The sequence below is a fragment of the Haemophilus sp. HN_Hi10 genome (assembly GCF_049821985.1).
GTDB lineage: Bacteria > Pseudomonadota > Gammaproteobacteria > Enterobacterales > Pasteurellaceae > Haemophilus > Haemophilus influenzae_D.
On sequence record NZ_CP187495.1, the window covers coordinates 948338 to 969448 of the forward strand.

Annotated in this window: 19 protein-coding genes; 16 read left to right on the forward strand and 3 right to left on the reverse strand. The window is 37.9% G+C overall.

Annotated elements, in window-relative coordinates; translation table 11 throughout:
- Positions 1–25: 25 nt before the first annotated feature.
- The 16 genes from rsmH (at position 26) to pheA (ending at position 18963) form a co-directional block, all read left to right on the forward strand.
- The gene (gene rsmH, locus ACPT8Q_RS04705; protein WP_050838305.1) at positions 26–991 is read left to right on the forward strand and encodes a 16S rRNA (cytosine(1402)-N(4))-methyltransferase RsmH; all 966 of its coding nucleotides are present in this window, start codon (positions 26–28) and stop codon (positions 989–991) included.
- Between the two features lie 2 nt (positions 992–993).
- Positions 994–1317: a cell division protein FtsL gene (ftsL, locus tag ACPT8Q_RS04710; RefSeq protein ID WP_050838306.1), complete on the forward strand. Its 324-nt coding sequence runs from the start codon at positions 994–996 to the stop codon at positions 1315–1317.
- Between the two features lie 12 nt (positions 1318–1329).
- Positions 1330–3162, forward strand: a complete 1833-nt coding sequence (locus ACPT8Q_RS04715) for a penicillin-binding transpeptidase domain-containing protein (RefSeq protein ID WP_050949335.1) — start codon at positions 1330–1332, stop codon at positions 3160–3162.
- Between the two features lie 9 nt (positions 3163–3171).
- Complete coding sequence (murE, locus tag ACPT8Q_RS04720) at positions 3172–4638, forward strand: UDP-N-acetylmuramoyl-L-alanyl-D-glutamate--2,6-diaminopimelate ligase (protein WP_050949336.1); 1467 nt, start codon at positions 3172–3174, stop codon at positions 4636–4638.
- A 13-nt stretch (positions 4639–4651) separates the two neighbouring features.
- Complete coding sequence (gene murF, locus ACPT8Q_RS04725; protein ID WP_425622253.1) at positions 4652–6025, forward strand: UDP-N-acetylmuramoyl-tripeptide--D-alanyl-D-alanine ligase; 1374 nt, start codon at positions 4652–4654, stop codon at positions 6023–6025.
- Positions 6019–7101, forward strand: a complete 1083-nt coding sequence (gene mraY, locus ACPT8Q_RS04730; RefSeq protein WP_050949338.1) for a phospho-N-acetylmuramoyl-pentapeptide-transferase — start codon at positions 6019–6021, stop codon at positions 7099–7101. The genes murF and mraY overlap by 7 nt, the downstream gene beginning before the upstream one ends.
- A 112-nt stretch (positions 7102–7213) precedes the next feature.
- Positions 7214–8527: a UDP-N-acetylmuramoyl-L-alanine--D-glutamate ligase gene (gene murD / locus ACPT8Q_RS04735; protein WP_050949339.1), complete on the forward strand. Its 1314-nt coding sequence runs from the start codon at positions 7214–7216 to the stop codon at positions 8525–8527.
- A gap of 21 nt (positions 8528–8548) precedes the next feature.
- Positions 8549–9733 carry a putative lipid II flippase FtsW gene (gene ftsW, locus ACPT8Q_RS04740; protein ID WP_050949340.1) on the forward strand — a complete coding sequence of 395 codons (1185 nt, stop codon included), beginning with the start codon at positions 8549–8551 and terminating at the stop codon, positions 9731–9733.
- An 11-nt stretch (positions 9734–9744) separates the two neighbouring features.
- A complete protein-coding gene (gene murG / locus ACPT8Q_RS04745) occupies positions 9745–10800 on the forward strand; it encodes an undecaprenyldiphospho-muramoylpentapeptide beta-N-acetylglucosaminyltransferase (protein WP_050949341.1) in 1056 nt (351 codons plus the stop codon).
- Between the two features lie 95 nt (positions 10801–10895).
- Positions 10896–12323, forward strand: coding sequence for a UDP-N-acetylmuramate--L-alanine ligase (gene murC / locus ACPT8Q_RS04750; RefSeq protein ID WP_050949342.1), 1428 nt, complete (start codon positions 10896–10898; stop codon positions 12321–12323).
- A 70-nt stretch (positions 12324–12393) separates the two neighbouring features.
- Positions 12394–13314: a D-alanine--D-alanine ligase gene (locus ACPT8Q_RS04755; RefSeq protein WP_050949343.1), complete on the forward strand. Its 921-nt coding sequence runs from the start codon at positions 12394–12396 to the stop codon at positions 13312–13314.
- A complete protein-coding gene (locus ACPT8Q_RS04760) occupies positions 13314–14078 on the forward strand; it encodes a cell division protein FtsQ/DivIB (protein ID WP_038440021.1) in 765 nt (254 codons plus the stop codon). Before ACPT8Q_RS04755 ends, ACPT8Q_RS04760 begins: the two co-directional genes overlap by 1 nt.
- A gap of 18 nt (positions 14079–14096) precedes the next feature.
- Entirely contained in the window at positions 14097–15374 is a 1278-nt protein-coding gene (ftsA, locus tag ACPT8Q_RS04765; RefSeq protein ID WP_050949344.1) for a cell division protein FtsA, read from the forward strand.
- An 83-nt stretch (positions 15375–15457) separates the two neighbouring features.
- Complete coding sequence (gene ftsZ, locus ACPT8Q_RS04770) at positions 15458–16723, forward strand: cell division protein FtsZ (protein WP_050949345.1); 1266 nt, start codon at positions 15458–15460, stop codon at positions 16721–16723.
- Between the two features lie 38 nt (positions 16724–16761).
- Complete coding sequence (gene lpxC / locus ACPT8Q_RS04775; protein ID WP_042593786.1) at positions 16762–17679, forward strand: UDP-3-O-acyl-N-acetylglucosamine deacetylase; 918 nt, start codon at positions 16762–16764, stop codon at positions 17677–17679.
- A gap of 126 nt (positions 17680–17805) precedes the next feature.
- Complete coding sequence (pheA, locus tag ACPT8Q_RS04780) at positions 17806–18963, forward strand: prephenate dehydratase (RefSeq protein WP_050949346.1); 1158 nt, start codon at positions 17806–17808, stop codon at positions 18961–18963.
- Positions 18964–19006: 43 nt separating this feature from the next.
- On the opposite strand, the gene rapZ is transcribed toward pheA, so the two are convergent.
- The 3 genes from rapZ to lptB are packed head-to-tail and all read right to left on the reverse strand — an operon-like array spanning position 19007 to position 21110.
- Positions 19007–19870 (reverse strand): RNase adapter RapZ, encoded by an 864-nt coding sequence (gene rapZ, locus ACPT8Q_RS04785; protein ID WP_050949347.1) that lies wholly within the window; start codon positions 19868–19870, stop codon positions 19007–19009.
- A gap of 17 nt (positions 19871–19887) precedes the next feature.
- On the reverse strand, positions 19888–20382 hold the full coding sequence (gene ptsN / locus ACPT8Q_RS04790; RefSeq protein ID WP_032824651.1) for a PTS IIA-like nitrogen regulatory protein PtsN: 495 nt from the start codon (positions 20380–20382) through the stop codon (positions 19888–19890).
- A gap of 2 nt (positions 20383–20384) precedes the next feature.
- Positions 20385–21110 carry an LPS export ABC transporter ATP-binding protein gene (gene lptB, locus ACPT8Q_RS04795; RefSeq protein WP_005670728.1) on the reverse strand — a complete coding sequence of 242 codons (726 nt, stop codon included), beginning with the start codon at positions 21108–21110 and terminating at the stop codon, positions 20385–20387.
- Position 21111 lies beyond the last annotated feature (1 nt).

Genomic DNA, 21111 nt, shown 5'->3' on the forward strand with positions numbered 1-21111 from the left:
AATGTAGTACTTTTATCTTAAATTTATGAATAGCGAAAATTCCTTTTCTTCATCTGAACATATTACAGTTTTACTTCACGAAGCCGTGAATGGCTTGGCATTGAAGGAGAATGGCATTTATATTGATGGTACTTTTGGGCGTGGGGGGCATTCTCGGTTTATCCTTTCTCAACTTTCTTCTAATGGTCGTTTGATAGCTGTAGATCGCGATCTTCGTGCTATTGCAGAAGCACACAAAATCCAAGACTCGCGTTTTCAGATTGAACATAACAGCTTTTCGCATATTCCTGAAATTTGTGACAAATTAAATTTAGTGGGCAAAATTGACGGTATTTTGCTTGATCTTGGTGTGTCTTCTCCTCAGCTTGATGAAGCAGAACGTGGTTTTAGTTTTATGAAAGATGGCCCGCTTGATATGCGTATGGATACAACTCAAGGTTTATCTGCTGAAGAATGGTTAAAACAAGTGTCCATTGAGGATTTAACTTGGGTGTTGAAAACTTTTGGCGAAGAGCGTTTCGCTAAACGTATTGCCACTGCTATTGTCGAGTACAACAAAAGTGCGGTAAAAAATGGCACAGAATTTTTATCACGTACTAGTCAATTGGCGGAACTTATTTCACAGGCAGTTCCTTTTAAAGATAAACATAAACATCCTGCGACTCGCAGTTTCCAAGCTATTCGTATTTTTATTAATTCAGAATTAGATGAATTAGAAAGTCTGCTTAATTCTGCGTTAGATATGTTAGCACCAGAAGGGCGTTTATCAATTATAAGTTTCCATTCTTTAGAAGATAGAATGGTGAAACATTTTATGAAAAAACAAAGTAAGGGCGAGGATATTCCTAAAGGTTTACCGTTGCGAGAAGATCAAATTCAGCGTAATCAAAAATTAAGAATTATTGGTAAAGCCATTCAGCCAAGTGATGCAGAAATTCAAGCAAATCCTCGTTCAAGAAGTGCAGTATTGCGTGTCGCGGAGAGAATTTAGCGATGTCTGAAAATAATAAGCCTCGTTATCCGTTACAGCAAATTTTAGTCGAAGATTTATTTTCTTCAAATAAATTAGTGGTTTTGCTGTTAATGGGGATTTTAGTTTCTGCAATGGGAACGATTTGGATAACCCATAAAACTCGCCAACTAATTTCTGAAAATGGAATGTTAATTTTACAGCGTCAAGCACTTGAGAATGAATACCGTAATTTACAAGTGCAGGAAGCTACGGAAGGGGATAGTACGCGTGTAGAATCTATTGCGATTAGTACATTAAAAATGAAAGTTGTTTCTTCAGAGCAAGAAGTTGAAATTAGAGAATAATAGGTAAAAAAGATGGTGAAATTTAATTCCCCGCGTAAATCAGGTAAGTCGAAAAAAACAATTAGAAAATTGACTGCACCTGAAACTGTAAAGCAAAACAAACCTCAAAAGCTGTTTGAAAAATGCTTTATGCGTGGACGTTATATGCTTTCGACGGTTCTTATTTTACTTGGCCTGTGTGCTTTAGTCGCACGAGCAGCTTATGTTCAATCTATTAATGCAGATACGTTATCGAGTGAAGCGGATAAGCGTTCTTTGCGTAAAGATGAAGTATTATCAGTGCGTGGTTCTATTTTAGATCGTAATGGTCAGCTTTTATCTGTAAGCGTGCCGATGAGCGCAATTGTGGCAGATCCAAAAACGATGTTGAAGGAAAATTCGATTGCGGATAAAGAACGAATTGCAGCTTTAGCCCAAGAATTAGGTATGACCGAAAATGATTTAGTGAAAAAAATTGAGAAAAATGCTAAATCTGGTTATTTGTATTTAGCGCGTCAAGTTGAATCAAATAAAGCTGACTATATTCGTAGATTAAAAATTAAAGGAATCATTTTAGAAACTGAGCATCGTCGTTTTTATCCTCGTGTAGAAGAAGCTGCACACGTGGTGGGTTATACGGATATTGATGGAAATGGTATTGAAGGCATTGAGAAAAGTTTTAATTCAATACTTGTTGGTAAAGATGGCTCACGTACTGTTCGTAAAGATAAACGTGGAAATATTGTTGAACATATCTCCGATGAGAAAAAATATGATGCACAAGATGTTACCTTAAGTATCGATGAAAAATTGCAATCTATGGTATATCGTGAGATTAAAAAGGCGGTGTCTGAGAATAATGCTGAGTCTGGTACTGCGGTGTTAGTTGATGTTCGTACTGGGGAAGTGTTAGCTATGGCGACCGCACCCTCTTATAATCCAAACAACCGTGTCGGCGTAAAATCAGAGTTAATGCGTAACCGCGCAATCACCGATACGTTTGAGCCAGGTTCTACGGTAAAACCTTTCGTTGTTTTAACCGCACTTCAACGAGGTGTCGTTAAACGAGATGAAATTATTAATACCACGTCCTTTAAATTAAGCGGTAAAGAAATTGTGGATGTTGCACCACGTGCTCAACAAACTTTAGACGAGATTTTAATGAACTCTAGTAACCGTGGTGTAAGTCGTCTTGCATTGCGTATGCCACCTAGTGCATTAATGGAAACTTATCAAAATGCAGGTTTAAGTAAACCGACAGATTTAGGTTTGATCGGCGAACAAGTTGGGATTTTGAATGCAAATCGTAAACGCTGGGCAGATATTGAACGTGCAACAGTTGCTTATGGTTATGGTATTACTGCGACACCTTTACAAATTGCCCGTGCCTATGCAACCCTTGGTAGTTTTGGTGTTTATCGCCCGCTTTCTATCACTAAAGTTGATCCGCCAGTTATTGGGAAACGGGTTTTCTCTGAAAAAATAACTAAAGATATTGTGGGAATTTTAGAGAAAGTCGCAATTAAAAATAAACGTGCAATGGTGGAAGGCTACCGCGTCGGTGTAAAAACAGGTACGGCACGTAAGATTGAAAATGGTCACTATGTGAATAAATATGTGGCATTTACTGCGGGTATTGCACCAATTAGTGATCCTCGTTATGCATTAGTGATTTTGATCAATGACCCAAAAGCAGGCGAATATTATGGTGGTGCGGTTTCTGCCCCTGTATTCTCTAGCATTATGGGCTATGCGTTACGTGCAAATGCTATTCCGCAAGATGCTGAAGCAACTGAAAACACAACAACGAAAAGTGCAAAACGTATTGTTTATATTGGCGATCACAAGAATCAAAAAGTGAATTAAGGAAAAATTATGAAAAAACTCACCGCACTTTTTAATTTGCCTGAATTAAAGGATGATGTAGAACTCCATAATATGGTGTTGGATAGCCGTAAAGTTAAAGCTGGCGATCTTTTTGTGGCGATAAAAGGTCATCAGGTGGATGGAAATCAATTTATTGATTCTGCTATTCATTCTGGTGCGAGTGCGGTGGTGTCTGAGACAGAATTATCTAGTGAACATTTAACTGTCGCATTTATTGGGAATGTTCCCGTAGTGAAATATTATCAACTTGCACGTCATCTTTCGTCCTTAGCTGATGTTTTTTATGATTCGCCCTCTAAAAATTTAACCCTTGTTGGTGTAACAGGGACAAATGGCAAAACCACTATTTCTCAATTATTAGTGCAATGGGCGGAATTATTAGGTCATCGTTCGGCAGTGATGGGAACCATTGGTAATGGGCTTTTAGGTCAAGTTATAGAAGCTAAAAATACAACTGGCTCAGCAGTGGAAATTCAATCGTCCCTTTCAAATTTCAAGCAAGCAGGCGCAGATTTTTCCTCTATTGAAGTTTCATCACACGGTTTGGCGCAGCATCGTGTAGAAGCCTTGCATTTTAAAGCAGCAATTTTCACGAATTTAACCCGTGATCATCTAGATTATCATCAATCTATGGAAAATTATGCTGCGGCGAAGAAACGCTTGTTCACTGAATTAGATACCCAAATTAAAGTGATTAATGCTGATGATGAAATTGGACACCAATGGCTAACTGAATTACCTGATGCTATTGCCGTAAGTATGAATGCGGATTTTAAAGTAGATTCACACCAATGGATGAAAGCAATAAATATCCATTATCATTTTAAAGGTGCAGATATTACTTTTGAATCTAGCTGGGGTAATGGCGTTTTGCATAGCCCATTAATTGGTGCTTTTAATGTAAGTAATTTATTATTAGTAATGACCACGTTGTTATCGTTTGGTTACCCATTGGAAAATTTACTCGCTACGGCGAAATCTTTAAAAGGAGTATGTGGAAGAATGGAAATGATTCAATATCCAAATAAACCAACCGTTATTGTAGATTATGCGCATACACCAGATGCGTTAGAAAAAGCGTTGATTGCTGCGCGTGAACATTGCCAAGGCGAATTATGGTGCATCTTTGGTTGTGGCGGAGACCGTGATAGAGGCAAACGTCCGTTAATGGCACAGGTTGCAGAGCAGTTTGCTGAAAAGATTATTGTGACAAAAGATAATCCACGAACAGAATCACAAAACCAAATTGAAGCAGATATTGTCGCAGGCTTTAAAAATATGGAAAAGGTGGGGATTATTCCTGATCGTGCACAGGCAATCCAGTTTGCGATTGAAAGTGCGGTAGAAAATGATGTGATTTTAATTGCTGGAAAGGGGCACGAACATTATCAAATTATTGGTTCGGAAGTTGTGCATTTTTCCGACCAAGAAATTGCACTTGATTTCTTAAAATAATCATCACTCAATTATGATTAAACTCTCTACTGTACAACTTGCACAGATTCTTCAAGCTAAATTAATTGGCGATGAAAATGTGCAAGTTGAAGAAATTAATACGGATACTCGAAAAAGCGTATCAAATAGCTTATTTTTTGCTTTAAAAGGCGAAAAATTTGATGCTCATCAATATCTTGATCAAGCGGTGTCACAGGGTGCGCTTGCGCTTGTTGTTCAGCAAGAAAACTCGTCTATTTTAGTTCCTCAACTTGTGGTTAAAGACACTCGTATTGCTTTGGGCGAGCTTGCAAAATGGTTACGCGAGAAAATTAATCCGCGTACTGTGGCGATGACCGGCTCTTCTGGAAAAACCACAGTAAAAGAAATGACAGCAAGTATTTTGCAGCATACCGCAGCAGATTCAGAAGCGGTACTTTTTACCAATGGTAACTTCAATAACGATATAGGTGTGCCTTTAACTCTGCTTCGCTTAACAGAAAAACATCGTTTTGCTGTGATTGAACTTGGTGCAAATCATCAAAATGAAATCAATTACACCACAAAATTAGTTCAACCTAATGCCGCATTGATTAATAATATTGCGCCCGCACATTTAGAGGGGTTTGGTTCTTTAGCGGGAGTTGTTCAAGCAAAAGGCGAGATTTATCGAGGTTTAACAAAAAATGGTGTGGCGATTATCAATGCTGAACATAATCACTTAGATATTTGGCAAAAAGAAATTAGTAATCACGCCATTCAATATTTCAACGGCAAGGACTATTCCGTCAAAAATGTTCAAGGTAACGAACAAGGTTCAACCTTTACGTTAGTTTCTCCGCAAGGCGAAATTGATATTAGTTTACCTTATCTTGGAGAGCATAATGTAAAAAATGCTTTAGCTGCTACCGCACTAGCGATGAATGTTGGTGCTACGCTTGCCGATGTCAAAGCTGGATTAGAACAACGTTCACAAGTGAAAGGGCGTTTATTTCCTATTCAAGTAACGCCTAATTTATTGTTATTAGATGATACTTATAACGCAAATAAAGATTCTCTCTGTGCGGCTATTGATGTCCTAAAAAGTTATGATGCTTTCCTTATTCTATGTGTCGCAGATATGAAAGAATTGGGCGAAAATTCTCTCGCTATTCATCGTGAAGTTGGACAATATGTTAATTTGGTAAATTTAGATTTGGTGTGTTCTTATGGCAATGAAAGTGCGGTTATTTCTGAGGCTGTTTTGGGTAAGCATTTTACGGATAAAACTGAAATGGTGGATTTCTTAGTTCCACTTATTGAAAACCAATTACAACAAAATAATAAAGTCGTGGTGCTAGGAAAAGGCTCACGTTCAATGAAAATGGAAGATGTGATCTATTCATTAAAGGATAAAATTAAATGTTAGTCTGGCTTGCTGAATATCTTGTTCGTTACGAAACCGCCTTTAATGCGATTTCTTATATTACCGTCCGCGCAATTCTTGCATTATTAACCGCACTTTTTATCTCCCTCTGGATTGGCCCAAAAGTGATCAAAGGTTTACAGATCTTAAAATTTGGCCAAGAAGTGCGAAATGATGGTCCTGAAAGTCATTTTGCAAAAAAAGGCACCCCCACTATGGGCGGTGTGATGATTTTATTCTCTATTGGCGTAAGTACGTTATTATGGGCAAATCTTGCTAATCCTTATATTTGGGTTTGCTTATTTGTATTATTTGGATATGGCGCAATTGGTTTTGTGGATGATTTCCGTAAAATTACCCGTAAAAATACAGATGGTTTAATTGCTCGTTGGAAATATTTCTGGATGTCTGTGGTGGCATTAGTGGCAATCCTTTGGCTTTATTGGCTTGGTCACGACACTGATGCAACCCGTTTAGTGATTCCATTCTTTAAAGATATTATGCCTCAATTAGGTTTGTTCTATATTGTGTTATCTTACTTTGTGATTGTTGGCACGGGTAATGCAGTGAATTTAACCGACGGTTTAGATGGATTAGCGATTATGCCTACTGCGCTTGTTGCAGGTGCGTTTGCTTTAATTGCTTGGGCTACAGGTAACGTGAATTTCGCAGAATATTTGCATATTCCGTATATTAAATACAGTTCCGAAGTGGTGGTGTTCTGTACAGCCATTGTTGGTGCGAGTTTGGGATTCTTATGGTTTAATACTTATCCAGCTCAAGTATTTATGGGAGACGTAGGTTCTCTTGCATTAGGTGGTGCGCTAGGTGTCGTAGCAATTCTTGTTCGTCAGGAATTTTTGCTTGTGATAATGGGTGGCGTATTTGTTGTTGAAGCACTCTCTGTTATTTTGCAAGTGGGATCTTATAAGTTACGCAAACAACGCATTTTTAGAATGGCACCGATTCATCATCATTTTGAATTGAAAGGATGGCCAGAACCAAGAGTGATTATTCGGTTTTGGATTATTTCCTTAATGTTAGTATTGATGGGATTAGTCACCTTGAAGTTGCGTTAATAAATGTTGTGAGGTTCGCTCTTTCAGTTTTTGAAAGAGCGAGCTTTTTACGTTATAAATTGATATTCCCATCAGCAAAATTTAAAACTTATAGTAATTAAGAAGAAATAAAATGAACGCCTATCAAAACAAAAATATTACGATCATTGGGCTTGGCAAAACAGGTCTTTCTTGTGTGGATTATCTCTTATCCCAACAGGCTAATATTCGTGTGATTGATACCCGAAAAAATCCTACTGGTATTGATAAACTTCCTAAAAATATCCCTCTTCATACTGGTAGTTTAAATCAGGAATGGTTACTTGAAAGCGATATGATTGTTATTAGCCCAGGGCTTGCGGTAAAAACACCAGAAATTCAAACCGCACTTAAAGCGGGAGTGGAAGTAATCGGCGATATTGAATTATTCTGCCGTGCGGCGACGAAGCCAATTGTGGGGATTACAGGCTCAAATGGAAAAAGTACTGTAACGACTTTAGTTTATGAAATGGCGAAAGCTGCTGGCGTAAAAGTTGGTATGGGCGGAAATATAGGGATTCCCGCTTTGTCATTGTTGAATGAAGATTGTGAACTTTATGTACTAGAGCTGTCTAGTTTTCAACTTGAAACAACTTACAGCTTAAAAGCTGCGGCTGCAACTGTTTTGAACGTGACTGAAGATCATATGGATCGCTATGTAGATTTAGAAGATTATCGCCAAGCAAAATTACGTATTTATCATAATGCCAAAGTAGGCGTGCTGAACAACGAAGATAGTCTGACTTTTGGAGAAGGCGAAAATCAAGCGGAACAAATCGTTTCTTTTGCGGAAAATGGTGCGGATTATTGGCTAAAAACGGAAAACGGCAAGCAATACTTAATGGCAAAAGATGAAGTGATTTTACCTTGTGAAGAAGCCACATTGGTGGGTCGCCATAATTATATGAACATTTTGGTAGCAACAGCATTGGCACAAGCTGTCGGTATTAATTTAGACTCAATTCGTACCGCACTTCGTCAATTTAAAGGATTAGATCATCGTTTCCAATTAGCACATCAAGCCAATGGCGTTCGTTGGATTAATGACTCTAAAGCAACAAATGTGGGGAGTACAGTTGCCGCATTGGCTGGGCTTTATGTTGAGGGTAAATTGCATTTGTTGTTAGGTGGAGATGGAAAAGGGGCTGATTTTTCAGAATTGGCTGCATTAATTAATCAACCACAGATTATTTGTTATTGTTTTGGTCGAGATGGTGCGCAGCTTGCAAAACTTTCATCACAAAGCTATTTGTTTGAAACAATGGAACAAGCCATCGCGTTTTTACGTCCAACATTGCAAAGCGGAGATATGGTATTATTGTCGCCTGCTTGTGCAAGTCTCGATCAGTTTACTTCTTTTGAAAAGCGCGGCGAAGAATTTACGCGTTTAGCTCAATGCTTAACCTAATTTAGTCACTCACGAAATAAGATGGAATTTTTACAAAATATCAAAAAAAATTACGATGAATGGACACGCATCACACCTCAAGGTTTGTTGTATGATCGCGCACTATTTTGGTTATTTGTTATTTTGCTTTTAATTGGTTTAGTGGCAGTAACATCTGCTTCTATTCCTTATAGCTCTCGTTTATTTAATGATCCTTTTTACTTTGCAAAACGCGATGCTATTTATGTGCTACTTTCTTTGCTAACTTGTTATATTTCATTACAAATTTCTTCTTCGCAATGGGAAAAATGGCACGCTAAAATTTTTTTATTTTCCGTCATATTATTATTGCTTGTCCCTTTTATTGGTACATCGGTTAATGGTGCAAAACGTTGGATTTCATTGGGGATCTTAAACTTTCAACCTGCAGAATTTGCAAAATTAGCACTCACTTGTTTTTTAGCAAGCTATTTTACTCGTCGTTATGATGAAGTGCGGTCACAACATGTTAGTGTTTTTAAACCGCTTATTGTTATGCTTGTATTAGGTTGTTTTCTTTTATTACAACCTGATTTAGGTAGTACAGTCGTGCTATTTATTATTATGTCTGGGATGCTTTTTATCGTGGGGGCAAAAATTTTACAGTTTGTAGGATTAACCGCTCTAGGAGGCATTTTATTCGTTTGGCTTGTATTGACAGCTTCTTATCGCCTCAAGCGATTTACAGGTTTTTTAGAACCCTTTAAAGATCCTTATGGTACGGGATTTCAACTAACAAATTCTCTTATAGCGTTTGGTCGAGGAGAAATTACTGGAGAAGGATTAGGTAATTCAATTCAAAAATTAGATTATCTGCCTGAAGCACATACCGATTTCATTATGGCGATTATCGGCGAAGAATTTGGATTTATCGGTATATTTATTGTTATTCTTTTATTAGGTTTATTAATTTTTCGTGCAATGAAAATTGGACGAGAATCCTTAATGTTAGAACAACGTTTTCGAGGTTTTTTTGCATTAGGTATTGGTTTTTGGATTTTCTTTCAAGGCTTTGTTAATTTAGGTATGGCGCTTGGAATGTTACCAACTAAAGGTTTAACTTTTCCACTCGTGAGTTATGGTGGTTCGAGTATTATCATTATGTCCGCCACCATTGGTATTTTATTGCGAATTGATCACGAAAATCGTTTATTTCGTATAGGTCAAGCACGCTTGCGTGATGATTAGAGATAGAAAAGATGAAAAAGAAAAAATTATTAGTGATGGCGGGTGGTACTGGTGGTCATGTTTTTCCTGCTATTGCGGTTGCTCAAACTTTACAAAAACAAGAATGGGATATTTGCTGGTTAGGCACGAAAGATAGAATGGAAGCTCAGCTTGTACCAAAGTATGCTATTCCTATTCGATTTATTCAAATTTCTGGCTTGCGTGGTAAGGGCATAAAGGCTTTATTTAACGCGCCTTTTACTATTCTTCGTGCGGTGTTGCAGGCAAAAAAAATTATTCAAGAAGAAAAGCCTGACGCTGTACTTGGTATGGGGGGCTATGTTTCGGGTCCTGCTGGCGTAGCGGCAAAACTTTGTGGTGTACCAATCATTTTACATGAACAAAATGCGATAGCGGGTTTAACGAATAAATTATTAGGTAAAATTGCAACCTGTGTATTGCAGGCATTTCCAACCGCTTTTTCTAATGCTGAAGTGGTAGGAAACCCCGTCCGAGAAGATTTATTTGAGATGCCAAATCCTGATATTCGTTTCTCGGATCGTGAGGAAAAATTACGTGTCTTAGTTGTTGGTGGTAGCCAAGGGGCGAGAGTACTTAATCATACTTTGCCCAAAGTGGTGGCGCAGCTTGCAGATAAATTAGAGATTCGTCATCAAGTAGGCAAAGGTGCGGTAGAAGAAGTCAGCCAACTTTATGGCGAGCATCAAGAGAAAGTTAAAGTCACAGAATTTATTGATAATATGGCTGAGGCTTATGCTTGGGCTGATGTGATTATTTGTCGTTCTGGCGCATTAACCGTATGTGAAATTGCGGCAGTGGGAGCCGCAGCAATTTTTGTACCATTCCAACATAAAGATTGCCAACAATATTTAAATGCGAAATATTTATCAGATGTTGGTGCGGCGAAAATTATAGAACAGGCAGATTTAACGCCTGAAATTCTAGTGAATTATTTAAAAAATTTTACTCGTGAAAATTTATTACAGATGGCATTGAAAGCGAAAACAATGTCGATGCCTAATGCTGCACAACGTGTAGCTGAAGTAATTAAACAATATTCAAGCTAGGGCTTTGTGTTCTAATGATTAAAAATAAAAAAACGTTGCGAATTTTAACCGCACTTTTAGTTGAGTTTTGTCATTTGGGAGAAAAGGAAAAATAAATGAAGCATTCCCACGAAGAAATTAGAAAAATTATCCCTGAAATGCGCCGTGTACAGCAAATTCATTTCATTGGCATTGGTGGCGCGGGAATGAGCGGCATTGCAGAAATTTTATTAAATGAAGGTTATCAAATTTCAGGTTCAGATATTGCCGATGGTGTAGTCACTCAACGTTTAGCTCAAGCTGGGGCAAAAATCTACATTGGTCACGCAGAAGAACATATTGAAGGCGCAAGTGTTGTTGTTGTGTCTAGTGCGATAAAAGATGATAACCCTGAATTAGTTGCATCGAAACAAAAACGCATTCCAGTGATTCAACGAGCGCAAATGTTGGCTGAGATTATGCGTTTTCGTCATGGTATTGCTGTTGCAGGAACGCACGGAAAAACAACAACAACAGCTATGATTTCAATGATTTATACGCAAGCTAAACTTGATCCGACTTTTGTCAATGGCGGTTTAGTGAAATCGGCGGGTAAAAATGCACATTTAGGGGCAAGTCGTTATTTAATTGCCGAAGCCGATGAAAGTGATGCGTCATTTTTGCATTTACAACCAATGGTATCTGTTGTAACTAATATGGAACCAGACCATATGGATACTTACGAAGGCGATTTCGAAAAAATGAAAGCCACCTATGTGAAGTTCCTACACAATTTACCATTTTATGGTTTAGCTGTGATGTGCGCTGATGATCCTGTTTTAATGGAACTTATTCCCAAAGTTGGTCGCCAAGTGATTACATACGGTTTCAGTGAACAGGCAGATTATCGTATTGAAGATTATGAACAAACGGGTTTTCAAGGTCACTACACTGTGATTTGCCCAGATAATGAACGTATTAATGTATTGCTCAATGTTCCTGGAAAACATAATGCGTTAAATGCAACGGCAGCGTTAGCTGTCGCAAAAGAAGAGGGGATTGCTAACGAGGCAATTTTAGAAGCCCTTGCCGATTTCCAAGGTGCAGGTCGTCGTTTTGATCAGCTAGGCGAATTTATTCGTCCAAATGGTAAGGTGCGTTTAGTTGATGATTATGGTCATCATCCAACAGAAGTCAGTGTAACGATTAAAGCCGCGCGAGAAGGCTGGGGAGATAAACGAATTGTGATGATTTTCCAACCGCATCGTTATTCTCGTACTCGTGATTTATTTGATGATTTTGTACAAGTGCTTTCGCAAGTGGACGCATTAATTATGCTTGATGTGTACGCAGCGGGAGAAGCACCAATTGTTGGAGCTGATAGTAAATCACTTTGTCGTTCAATTAGAAATTTAGGAAAAATCGATCCAATCTTGGTTTCTGACACATCACAATTAGGCGACGTTCTTGATCAAATTATTCAAGATGGCGATTTAATTTTGGCACAAGGTGCGGGCAGTGTAAGTAAAATTTCTCGTGGCTTGGCTGAATCTTGGAAGAATTAATGCCGGATGGATTGATTGAAAATCTTAGCATTAGAAAAATATCATCATAAGAAGAAAAACAGGATAAAAAATGAACTTAAAACAAGAAAAAATTGCGGTGTTATTGGGCGGCACATCTGCTGAATGTGAAGTTTCCCTCAATTCAGGCAAAACGGTATTAGAAGCATTATTAAATCAAGGTTATGATGCTCATCCTATTGATCCTAAAGAATATAATGTCGCTAATTTGAAAAGTGATGGCTTCGATCGAGTATTTAATATTTTGCACGGTCGTGGTGGAGAAGATGGCACAATGCAAGGTTTATTAGAGCAAATTGGTTTGCCTTATACGGGTTGTGGCGTAATGGCTTCCGCATTAACGATGGACAAAATGCGCACAAAAATGTTGTGGAAAGCTTTTGGTTTACCTGTTGCAGATATGGAAGTGGTTACCCGAGAAACTTTTTCTGAATTAGACCCTCAGGCTGTTGTGGAAAAATTAGGTTTACCATTAATGGTTAAACCCTCTTTAGAAGGCTCTAGCGTTGGCTTAACGAAAGTAAAAGCGGTAGAAGAGTTAAAAAGTGCGGTGGAATATGCGCTTAAATTTGATAATACCATTCTAATTGAAGAGTGGTTAGCTGGCGATGAATTAACTGTGCCTGTGCTTGACAATCAAGTATTACCCGCAATTCGTATTGTTCCAGAGGGCGAATTTTATGATTATGAAGCGAAGTATATTTCTGATAATACGCAATATTTCTGCCCAGCAGGTTTAACGCCTGAACGCGAGCAAGCGTTAGCTATATTAGTAAAACGTGCTTATGATGCAGTGGGATGTCGAGGTTGGAGTCGTATTGATGTAATGTGTGATGCAAAAGGCAATTTCCGTTTGGTTGAGGTTAATACTAATCCAGGAATGACTAGCCATAGTTTATTCCCAAAATCTGCAGCGACAGTAGGTATTTCTTTTGAACAGCTTGTTGTGAAAATCTTGGAGCTAAGTGTGTAATGAACATTCTGAAAAGAAAAACGCCACAGAATATTCGTTTTGGAGAACAAAAGCCTAAATATTATTTTCATATTCGGGCTTTTGCGGTGTTGCTTGGCGTCTTTTTTTTACTTGGTGTTTATTTTAATTGGCAAAGCATTTTAGAAAAAATGGATGATAAACCGATTAGCGCATTTGCACTTGTTGGACAAAATACCTTTACTACCGATAATGATATTAAAGAAAGCCTATTAAAAATGGGCGAATTAAAAGGATTTTGGGGGCAAGATGTGGCACCGATTCAAGCTCAAATTGAGGCTTTACCTTGGGTTAAAGGTGCAATAGTAAGAAAAATGTGGCCAAATCGTTTAAGTATTTGGGTGTCGGAATATCAACCCGTTGCGTTTTGGAATCAAAATCAATTTGTTACCCTTGATGGTATCGTTTTTCAGCTTCCCTCTGTACGTTTAACAGCAAAAAATTTGCCCTATTTGGGCGGGCCCGATTATCAGAGTTTGAAGGTAATTGAGACGTGGAATCAAATTTATGTCAATTTAAAATCAAATAATATAATGGCAAAGGGAGTCAATATTGATGATCGCGGTGCGTGGCAGGTCCAGCTTGATAACGATATTGTGCTAAAATTAGGTCGTGGCGATTGGAAATCAAAACTTGAGCGATTTGTCACAATTTATCCGCAAATTGATGTGCCAGAAAACAAAAAAATAGATTATATAGATTTAAGATATACGGCAGGTGCCGCTGTAGGTATGGTTGATAGATAAAAATAACTGGGTGTGAAAATGGTTAAAGGTGTGGAAGCAAAAACAATAGTAGGTTTAGAGGTTGGCACCTCAAAAGTGGTCGCTGTGGTTGGCGAAGTATTTCCTGATGGTGTAGTGAATGTGCTTGGTGTAGGCAGTTGTCCTTCAAAAGGGATTGATCGTGGCAGTATCACTGATCTTGATGCTGTGGTGGGTTCGATTCAACGTGCTATTGAAGCTGCAGAGTCTATGGCGGATTGTCAGATTATGAGTGTGACTTTAGCCATTACTGGAGAGCATATTCAAAGCCTTAATGAAAGTGGTTTTGTGCCGATAGCAGAAAGTGAAGTAACACAAGAAGAAATCGATTCGGCACTTCATACAGCAAGCTCAATAAAATTACCAGAGGGATTGTCTTTATTGCATGTTATTCCACAAGAATATGCTGTTGATCGTCAGATGAACATTAAAAATCCATTAGGATTACAAGGCGTGCGTTTAAAAGCACAAGTACATTTGATCGCTTGTCATCAAGATTGGCAAAATAACTTAAAAAAAGCCGTTGAACGTTGTGGATTGCAAGTGGATAAAGTGGTTTTCTCTGGTTTCGCAGCGACACATTCTGTGCTAACTGAGGATGAAAAAGATCTCGGCGTGTGTTTAATTGATTTTGGTGCCGGCACAATGAACGTGATGGTTTATACGAATGGTGCATTACGCTTTAGCAAGGTAATTCCTTACGCAGGAAATATTGTGACGAATGATATTGCGCACGCTTGTACAATTTCGCGAGCAGAAGCAGAACGGATCAAAGTGAACTATGCGAGTGCATTTTACCCAGCTCGTTTGCACGGAGATAAAAAAATTGAGGTGGCAAGTATTGGCGGTCGTGCGCCTCGTTCATTAACAAAAAGTGATTTATCTTTAATTACATCGGCTCGTTATACGGAGCTTTTAGGTGTGGTAAAAGACGAATTAGATAAGTTAAAAGCTGAATTAGAAGCAAAACATATTAAATTTGAATTAATTGCAGGTGTGGTTATGACTGGTGGTGGAGCACAGATTGAAGATCTTAAAGAATGCGCTTCAAATGTTTTCCATTGCCAAGTACGTATAGCAAGCCCATTAAATATTACTGGTTTGACTGATTATGTGAATCGTCCACAATATTCAACGGTGGTGGGATTATTGCAATATAATCACAGTAATAGTGACGATGATTTAATTTCAGGAAGTGATGATTCTGAAGGAACTTTCTTTGAGTCTATTTGGCAAGGAATTAAAAAAATTGTCAATAAAGTGCGGTCAGAATTTTGATTATTTTAATTTTTCATCTACAATAAAGAGAATTTATATTTTATATATTTAGTCAGCTTATCTGGCAGTAACGGAGAACATCAATGCTATACCCAGAGTACCCTGAGTACGACAATTTTAACGAATCCGGCGCACTGATCAAAGTCGTAGGTGTAGGCGGTGGCGGTGGTAATGCCGTAAACCATATGGTAATGAATATGGTAAAACAAGAAATGGGCGGAACCTTTGTTGGTGAAAGTTCATTAACATCAGAGGAACACGGTCGCATAGTATTTTATGCCGTCAATACTGATGCTCAAGCATTGCGTAAAAGTCAAGTTCAACAGACCGTACAAATTGGTGGAGAAACAACCAAAGGTTTAGGTGCTGGGGCAAATCCGAATATTGGTCGTAAGGCAGCTGAAGATGATCAGGATGAAATCCGCAAAATGCTTGAAGGCGCAGATATGGTCTTTATTGCAGCAGGTATGGGCGGCGGCACAGGTACGGGTGCGGCGCCTGTTGTTGCTAAAATTGCTAAAGAACTGGGTATTTTAACTGTTGCAGTAGTGACTAAACCTTTTGCTTTTGAAGGCAAAAAACGTATGCAATTTGCAGAGCTTGGTATTAAAGATTTATCCCAATATGTTGATTCAATGATTATTATTCCGAATCAACAAATTCAAAAAGTTCTCCCTAAAAATGCTAAATTAATAGAGGCTTTTGCTGCTGCAAACGATGTGTTACGTAATTCGGTTATGGGTATTTCGGATATGATTACATCGCCTGGCTTAATCAATGTGGACTTTGCCGATGTAAGAACGGTAATGTCCGTTCAAGGGCAAGCAATGATAGGTTTTGGTTCAGCGGTGGGAGAACCTGGTGCGGGTAGAGCAGAAGAGGCGGCTCGCCTTGCGGTACGTAACGATCTTCTAGAAAAAATAGATCTTTCTAATGCTCAAGGTATTTTAGTTAATATTACTGCTGGAATGGATTTAGTTTTTGATGAATTTAACATTATAGGTGAGACAATAGGTAGCTTTGCTTCTGAAGAGGCGACAGTTGTTGTTGGTACGAGTTTAGTGCCTGAGATGAGCGATGAAATTCGTGTAACTATTGTGGCAACTGGTCTAGGGGAAATTGCAGGAAATGATCCAATTCAAGTTGTTCGTCAAGGGCTTTCTACGCAGAATATTGAAGGCGAAGGGCGTGTAAACATTGTTCCTGAACTTCATCGTCGTGAATCTGTTGAAGTGTCAAGGTCTGCATCAGAAGAATATCAACGACCGTTAGATAAACCGATTACAGATCGCTTGGAAGCATTTAAGAAAAATAATTTTTTTAATCCTGCACAGCGTGAAGAAAATTAATAAGTTTCAGAAAATACCTAGTAAATGAAGGTAGTAGAATGATTAAACAAAGAACATTAAAACAAAGTATTAAAGTAACAGGCGTTGGCTTACATAGCGGTAATAAAGTGACATTAACCTTACGCCCAGCTATGCCAAACACAGGTGTTGTTTATTATCGTACAGATTTAAACCCTGCGGTGGCATTCCCTGCCGATCCTAATTCAGTGCGTGATACAATGCTCTGTACAGCACTAATTAATGATCAAGGTGTTCGCATTTCTACAGTTGAGCATTTAAATGCAGCTTTGGCAGGGCTTGGTATTGATAATATTATTATCGAAGTTGATGCACCTGAAATTCCAATTATGGATGGCAGTGCGAGTCCGTTTATCTATTTGTTGTTAGATGCGGGAATTGAAGAACAAAATGCAGCGAAAAAATTTATTCGCATTAAAGAATATGTACGAGTTGAAGATGGCGATAAATGGGCTGAATTTAAACCTTACAATGGTTTTCGTTTAGATTTCACTATTGATTTTGACCATCCTGCTATTGGCAAAGATGTACGTAACTATGAAATGAATTTTTCCGCCCAAGCATTTGTTCATCAAATTAGCCGAGCAAGAACTTTTGGCTTTATGAAAGATATTGAATATCTTCAATCTCAAGGTTTAGCATTAGGTGGTAGCCTTGATAATGCGATTGTTCTTGATGATTATAGAATCTTAAATGAAGATGGCTTACGCTTTAAAGATGAACTTGTTCGTCATAAAATGTTAGACGCAATTGGCGATCTTTATATGGCTGGTTATAACATTATCGGTGATTTTAAAGCCTATAAATCAGGTCACGGTTTAAATAACAAGTTACTTCGTGCTGTTTTAGCAAATCAAGAAGCGTGGGAATTTGTAACCTTTGAAGATAAAGCGCAAGTGCCACAAGGGTATGTTGCTCCAGTGCAAGTGCTTATTTAATTGTTTTATTGTTGAAAAAGCTATATTTCTGGTAGGAAGTATAGCTTTTTTATTTCATCTCGTGCTTAAATGGCGAATCTACTAAAAGTGCGGTCAATTTCGTGGGATTTTTTATAAGGAAGCATTATGGCATTAGAATTATCTGACATTCGCCAACAAATTACGCAAATCGATCGTAGTTTGTTAAAGCTACTTTCGGAGCGTCATCGTTTGGCGTTTGATGTAGTAAGAAGCAAAGAAGTGACGCAGAAGGCTTTACGTGATGTCGCGCGTGAGCAGCAACTTTTACAAGAACTAGTGCAATTTGCTGAAAATGAAAATTATCAGCTTGAAGCACAATACATTACTTCAATTTTCCAAAAAATTATTGAAGACTCGGTATTGACCCAGCAAGTCTACTTACAGAATAAACTTAATGAACAACGTAATCAAAATTTACATATCGCTTTTTTAGGTAAACGTGGTTCTTATTCTAATTTAGCTGCACGTAATTATGCTGCTCGTTATCAAAAACAATTTGTAGAACTAGGATGTCAGTCTTTTGAGCAAGTATTTGAAAAAGTTCAGACTGGAGAAGCTGACTTTGGTGTATTGCCTTTAGAAAATACAACATCGGGTGCAATTAATGAAGTTTATGATTTACTTCAGCATACTGATTTATCATTAGTGGGAGAGTTGGCTTATCCAATCAAACACTGCGTGCTTGTCAATGATAAAACAGATTTGAGTCAAATTGATACGTTGTATAGTCATCCTCAAGTGATTCAACAATGTAGTCAATTTATTCATAGTCTTGATCGCGTGCATATTGAATATTGCGAAAGTAGTTCACACGCAATGCAATTAGTCGCAAGTTTGAATAAACCTAATATTGCAGCATTGGGCAATGAAGACGGTGGAAAATTGTATGGACTTAGTGTATTAAAAACTAATATTGCTAATCAAGAGAACAATATTACACGTTTTATTGTGGTGGCTAAAGATCCTCGCGAAGTTTCATCACAGATTCCCACAAAGACCTTATTATTAATGACAACTTCACAGCAAGCTGGCGCATTAGTGGATGCTTTATTGGTGTTTAAAAAGCATCAAATCAATATGACAAAACTGGAATCTCGACCGATTTACGGTAAGCCTTGGGAAGAAATGTTTTATCTAGAAATTGAAGCAAATATCCATCATCCAGATACAAAACAGGCTTTGGAAGAATTAAAAGGTTATAGCAATTACTTAAAGATTTTAGGTTGTTATCCTAGTGAGATTGTAAAGCCTGTGAGTGTATAAAAAAGTGCGGTCAATAAAAATAATATTTTTATGACCGCACTTTTTATATTTTTTTGTTCCGTTCTAAGGATTTATGTTGAATTTGTACTGTTTTTCCTTTGGCTTGAAAATATTCGCCTAATTGTTGAGCAATATAAACGGAGCGGTGTTTTCCCCCAGTACATCCAATGGCAATCGTCAAATAGCTACGGTTATTTTTTTCTAACATCGGTAACCAAGTATCAATGTAATGACGAGTGAGATAAATAAATTCATTGACTTCTGTATGACTATTTAGAAATTCTGCGACAGGGGCTTCTAATCCAGTCATTGGGCGTAATGTTGGATCCCAATGAGGGTTAGGCAAAAAGCGGACATCGAAAACATAATCCGCATCTAAAGGAATCCCATATTTAAAACCAAAAGATTCAACAATAATTTTTAATTCTTTTTCACTATTATAGCGTAAAAATTCGCGTAATCGTTCTGCAAGACTATGCGTAGAAAGATGGGTGGTATCAAGAATAAGATTTGCGTGTTGAATCAATGGCTCAAGATAGCGATATTCTTCATCTATTGCAGCTTCAAGAGATAGATCTTTTAATGAAAGCGGGTGCAAACGGCGTGAATCACTATATCGGCGAATCAGGGTAGCACGATCAGCCTCTAAGAAAATGATTTTAATTTGATGATGCTTTTGTAACGTTGAAAGGGTTTGCTCAAGAGAATTAGCGGAGTTTGGAATATTACGAATATCGAGACTAATGGCGACCGAAGATTGAGATTGAGATTGAGACAGAATATCAGTCAATTGAGGAAGCAAATCTAAAGGAATATTATCAACACAGTAATATCCTGTATCTTCTAATGCTCGTAAGGCTACAGATTTTCCTGCACCAGAACGCCCACTAATAATGATAATTTCCATAAATTTCCCCACTGTAATTATTCTTTCACTTCTTCAAGTGTTGTTTCTGATTGATCGATAATTTCAAAAACTTGCCAAATTTCATCCGCACTTTTAGCTGAACGTAATTGCTTCAACACATTTTTATCAGTCAGTTTTTCTATTAATGATGCTAAAACTGGAATGTAGGTTTCACATTGATTTTCTGGAATCAGTAAGGCAAAGATTAAGTCCACTGGTTTACTATCAACAGCATCGTAATCAATCGGATTATCGAGTTGCATAAACACTGCGATTGCTTTATCTGATACTGTTACGGGGATTTTTGCTTTTGGCATTGCAATCCCATTTCCTAAACCAGAATTCCCCAGTTTTTCACGTTCAAAAAGACATTCAAAACAGGCTTGTTCGCCTTGTTCTGCAAGAACTTGTTCCACCACAAAATGTGAAATAGATTCAAATAATCGTTTTTTGCTAGAAAAACTAACGCCCTGACGAATATTCTCAGGGCTTAATAGTTCAGTTATTTTCATTTTTATAATTTGAATTGTTCGCCAAGATAAACGCGTTTAACCTGTTCATCGTTCATCACTTGTTCCGGTGTACCTGTTGCGATAATTTTACCTGCGCCAACAATATAAGCACGTTCGCAAACATCAAGGGTTTCACGAACATTATGATCGGTAATCAAAACACCTAATCCTCGGTTACGTAAGTCGGTGATAATTTTTTTAATATCGCTCACAGAAATAGGATCTACACCAGCAAAAGGCTCGTCTAATAGAATAAATTTTGGATTTGCCGCTAAGGCACGTGCGATTTCTACACGGCGACGTTCGCCGCCTGATAAGGCTTGTCCTAAATTATCTCGAATATGAGCAATGTTAAATTCTTCAATTAATTCATCTGCTTTTTCACGACGTTGTTGCGGGGTTAAATCTTTACGGATTTCCAATACCGCCATCAAATTTTCATAGACAGTCAAACGGCGAAAAATCGAGGCTTCTTGCGGTAAATAACCAATGCCACGTTGCGCACGATTATGCATTGGGAGCAAACTAATATCTTCGCCATCAATAACAATTTTACCTTGATCTTGGCGAACAAGCCCAACGACCATATAGAAAGTTGTTGTTTTCCCTGCACCGTTTGGCCCGAGTAAACCGACAATTTCATTAGAATTTACGGTTAAACTGACATCCGAAACAACTTTACGACTTTTGTAGCTTTTAGCTAAATTCTCTGCAGTCAAAATTGACATA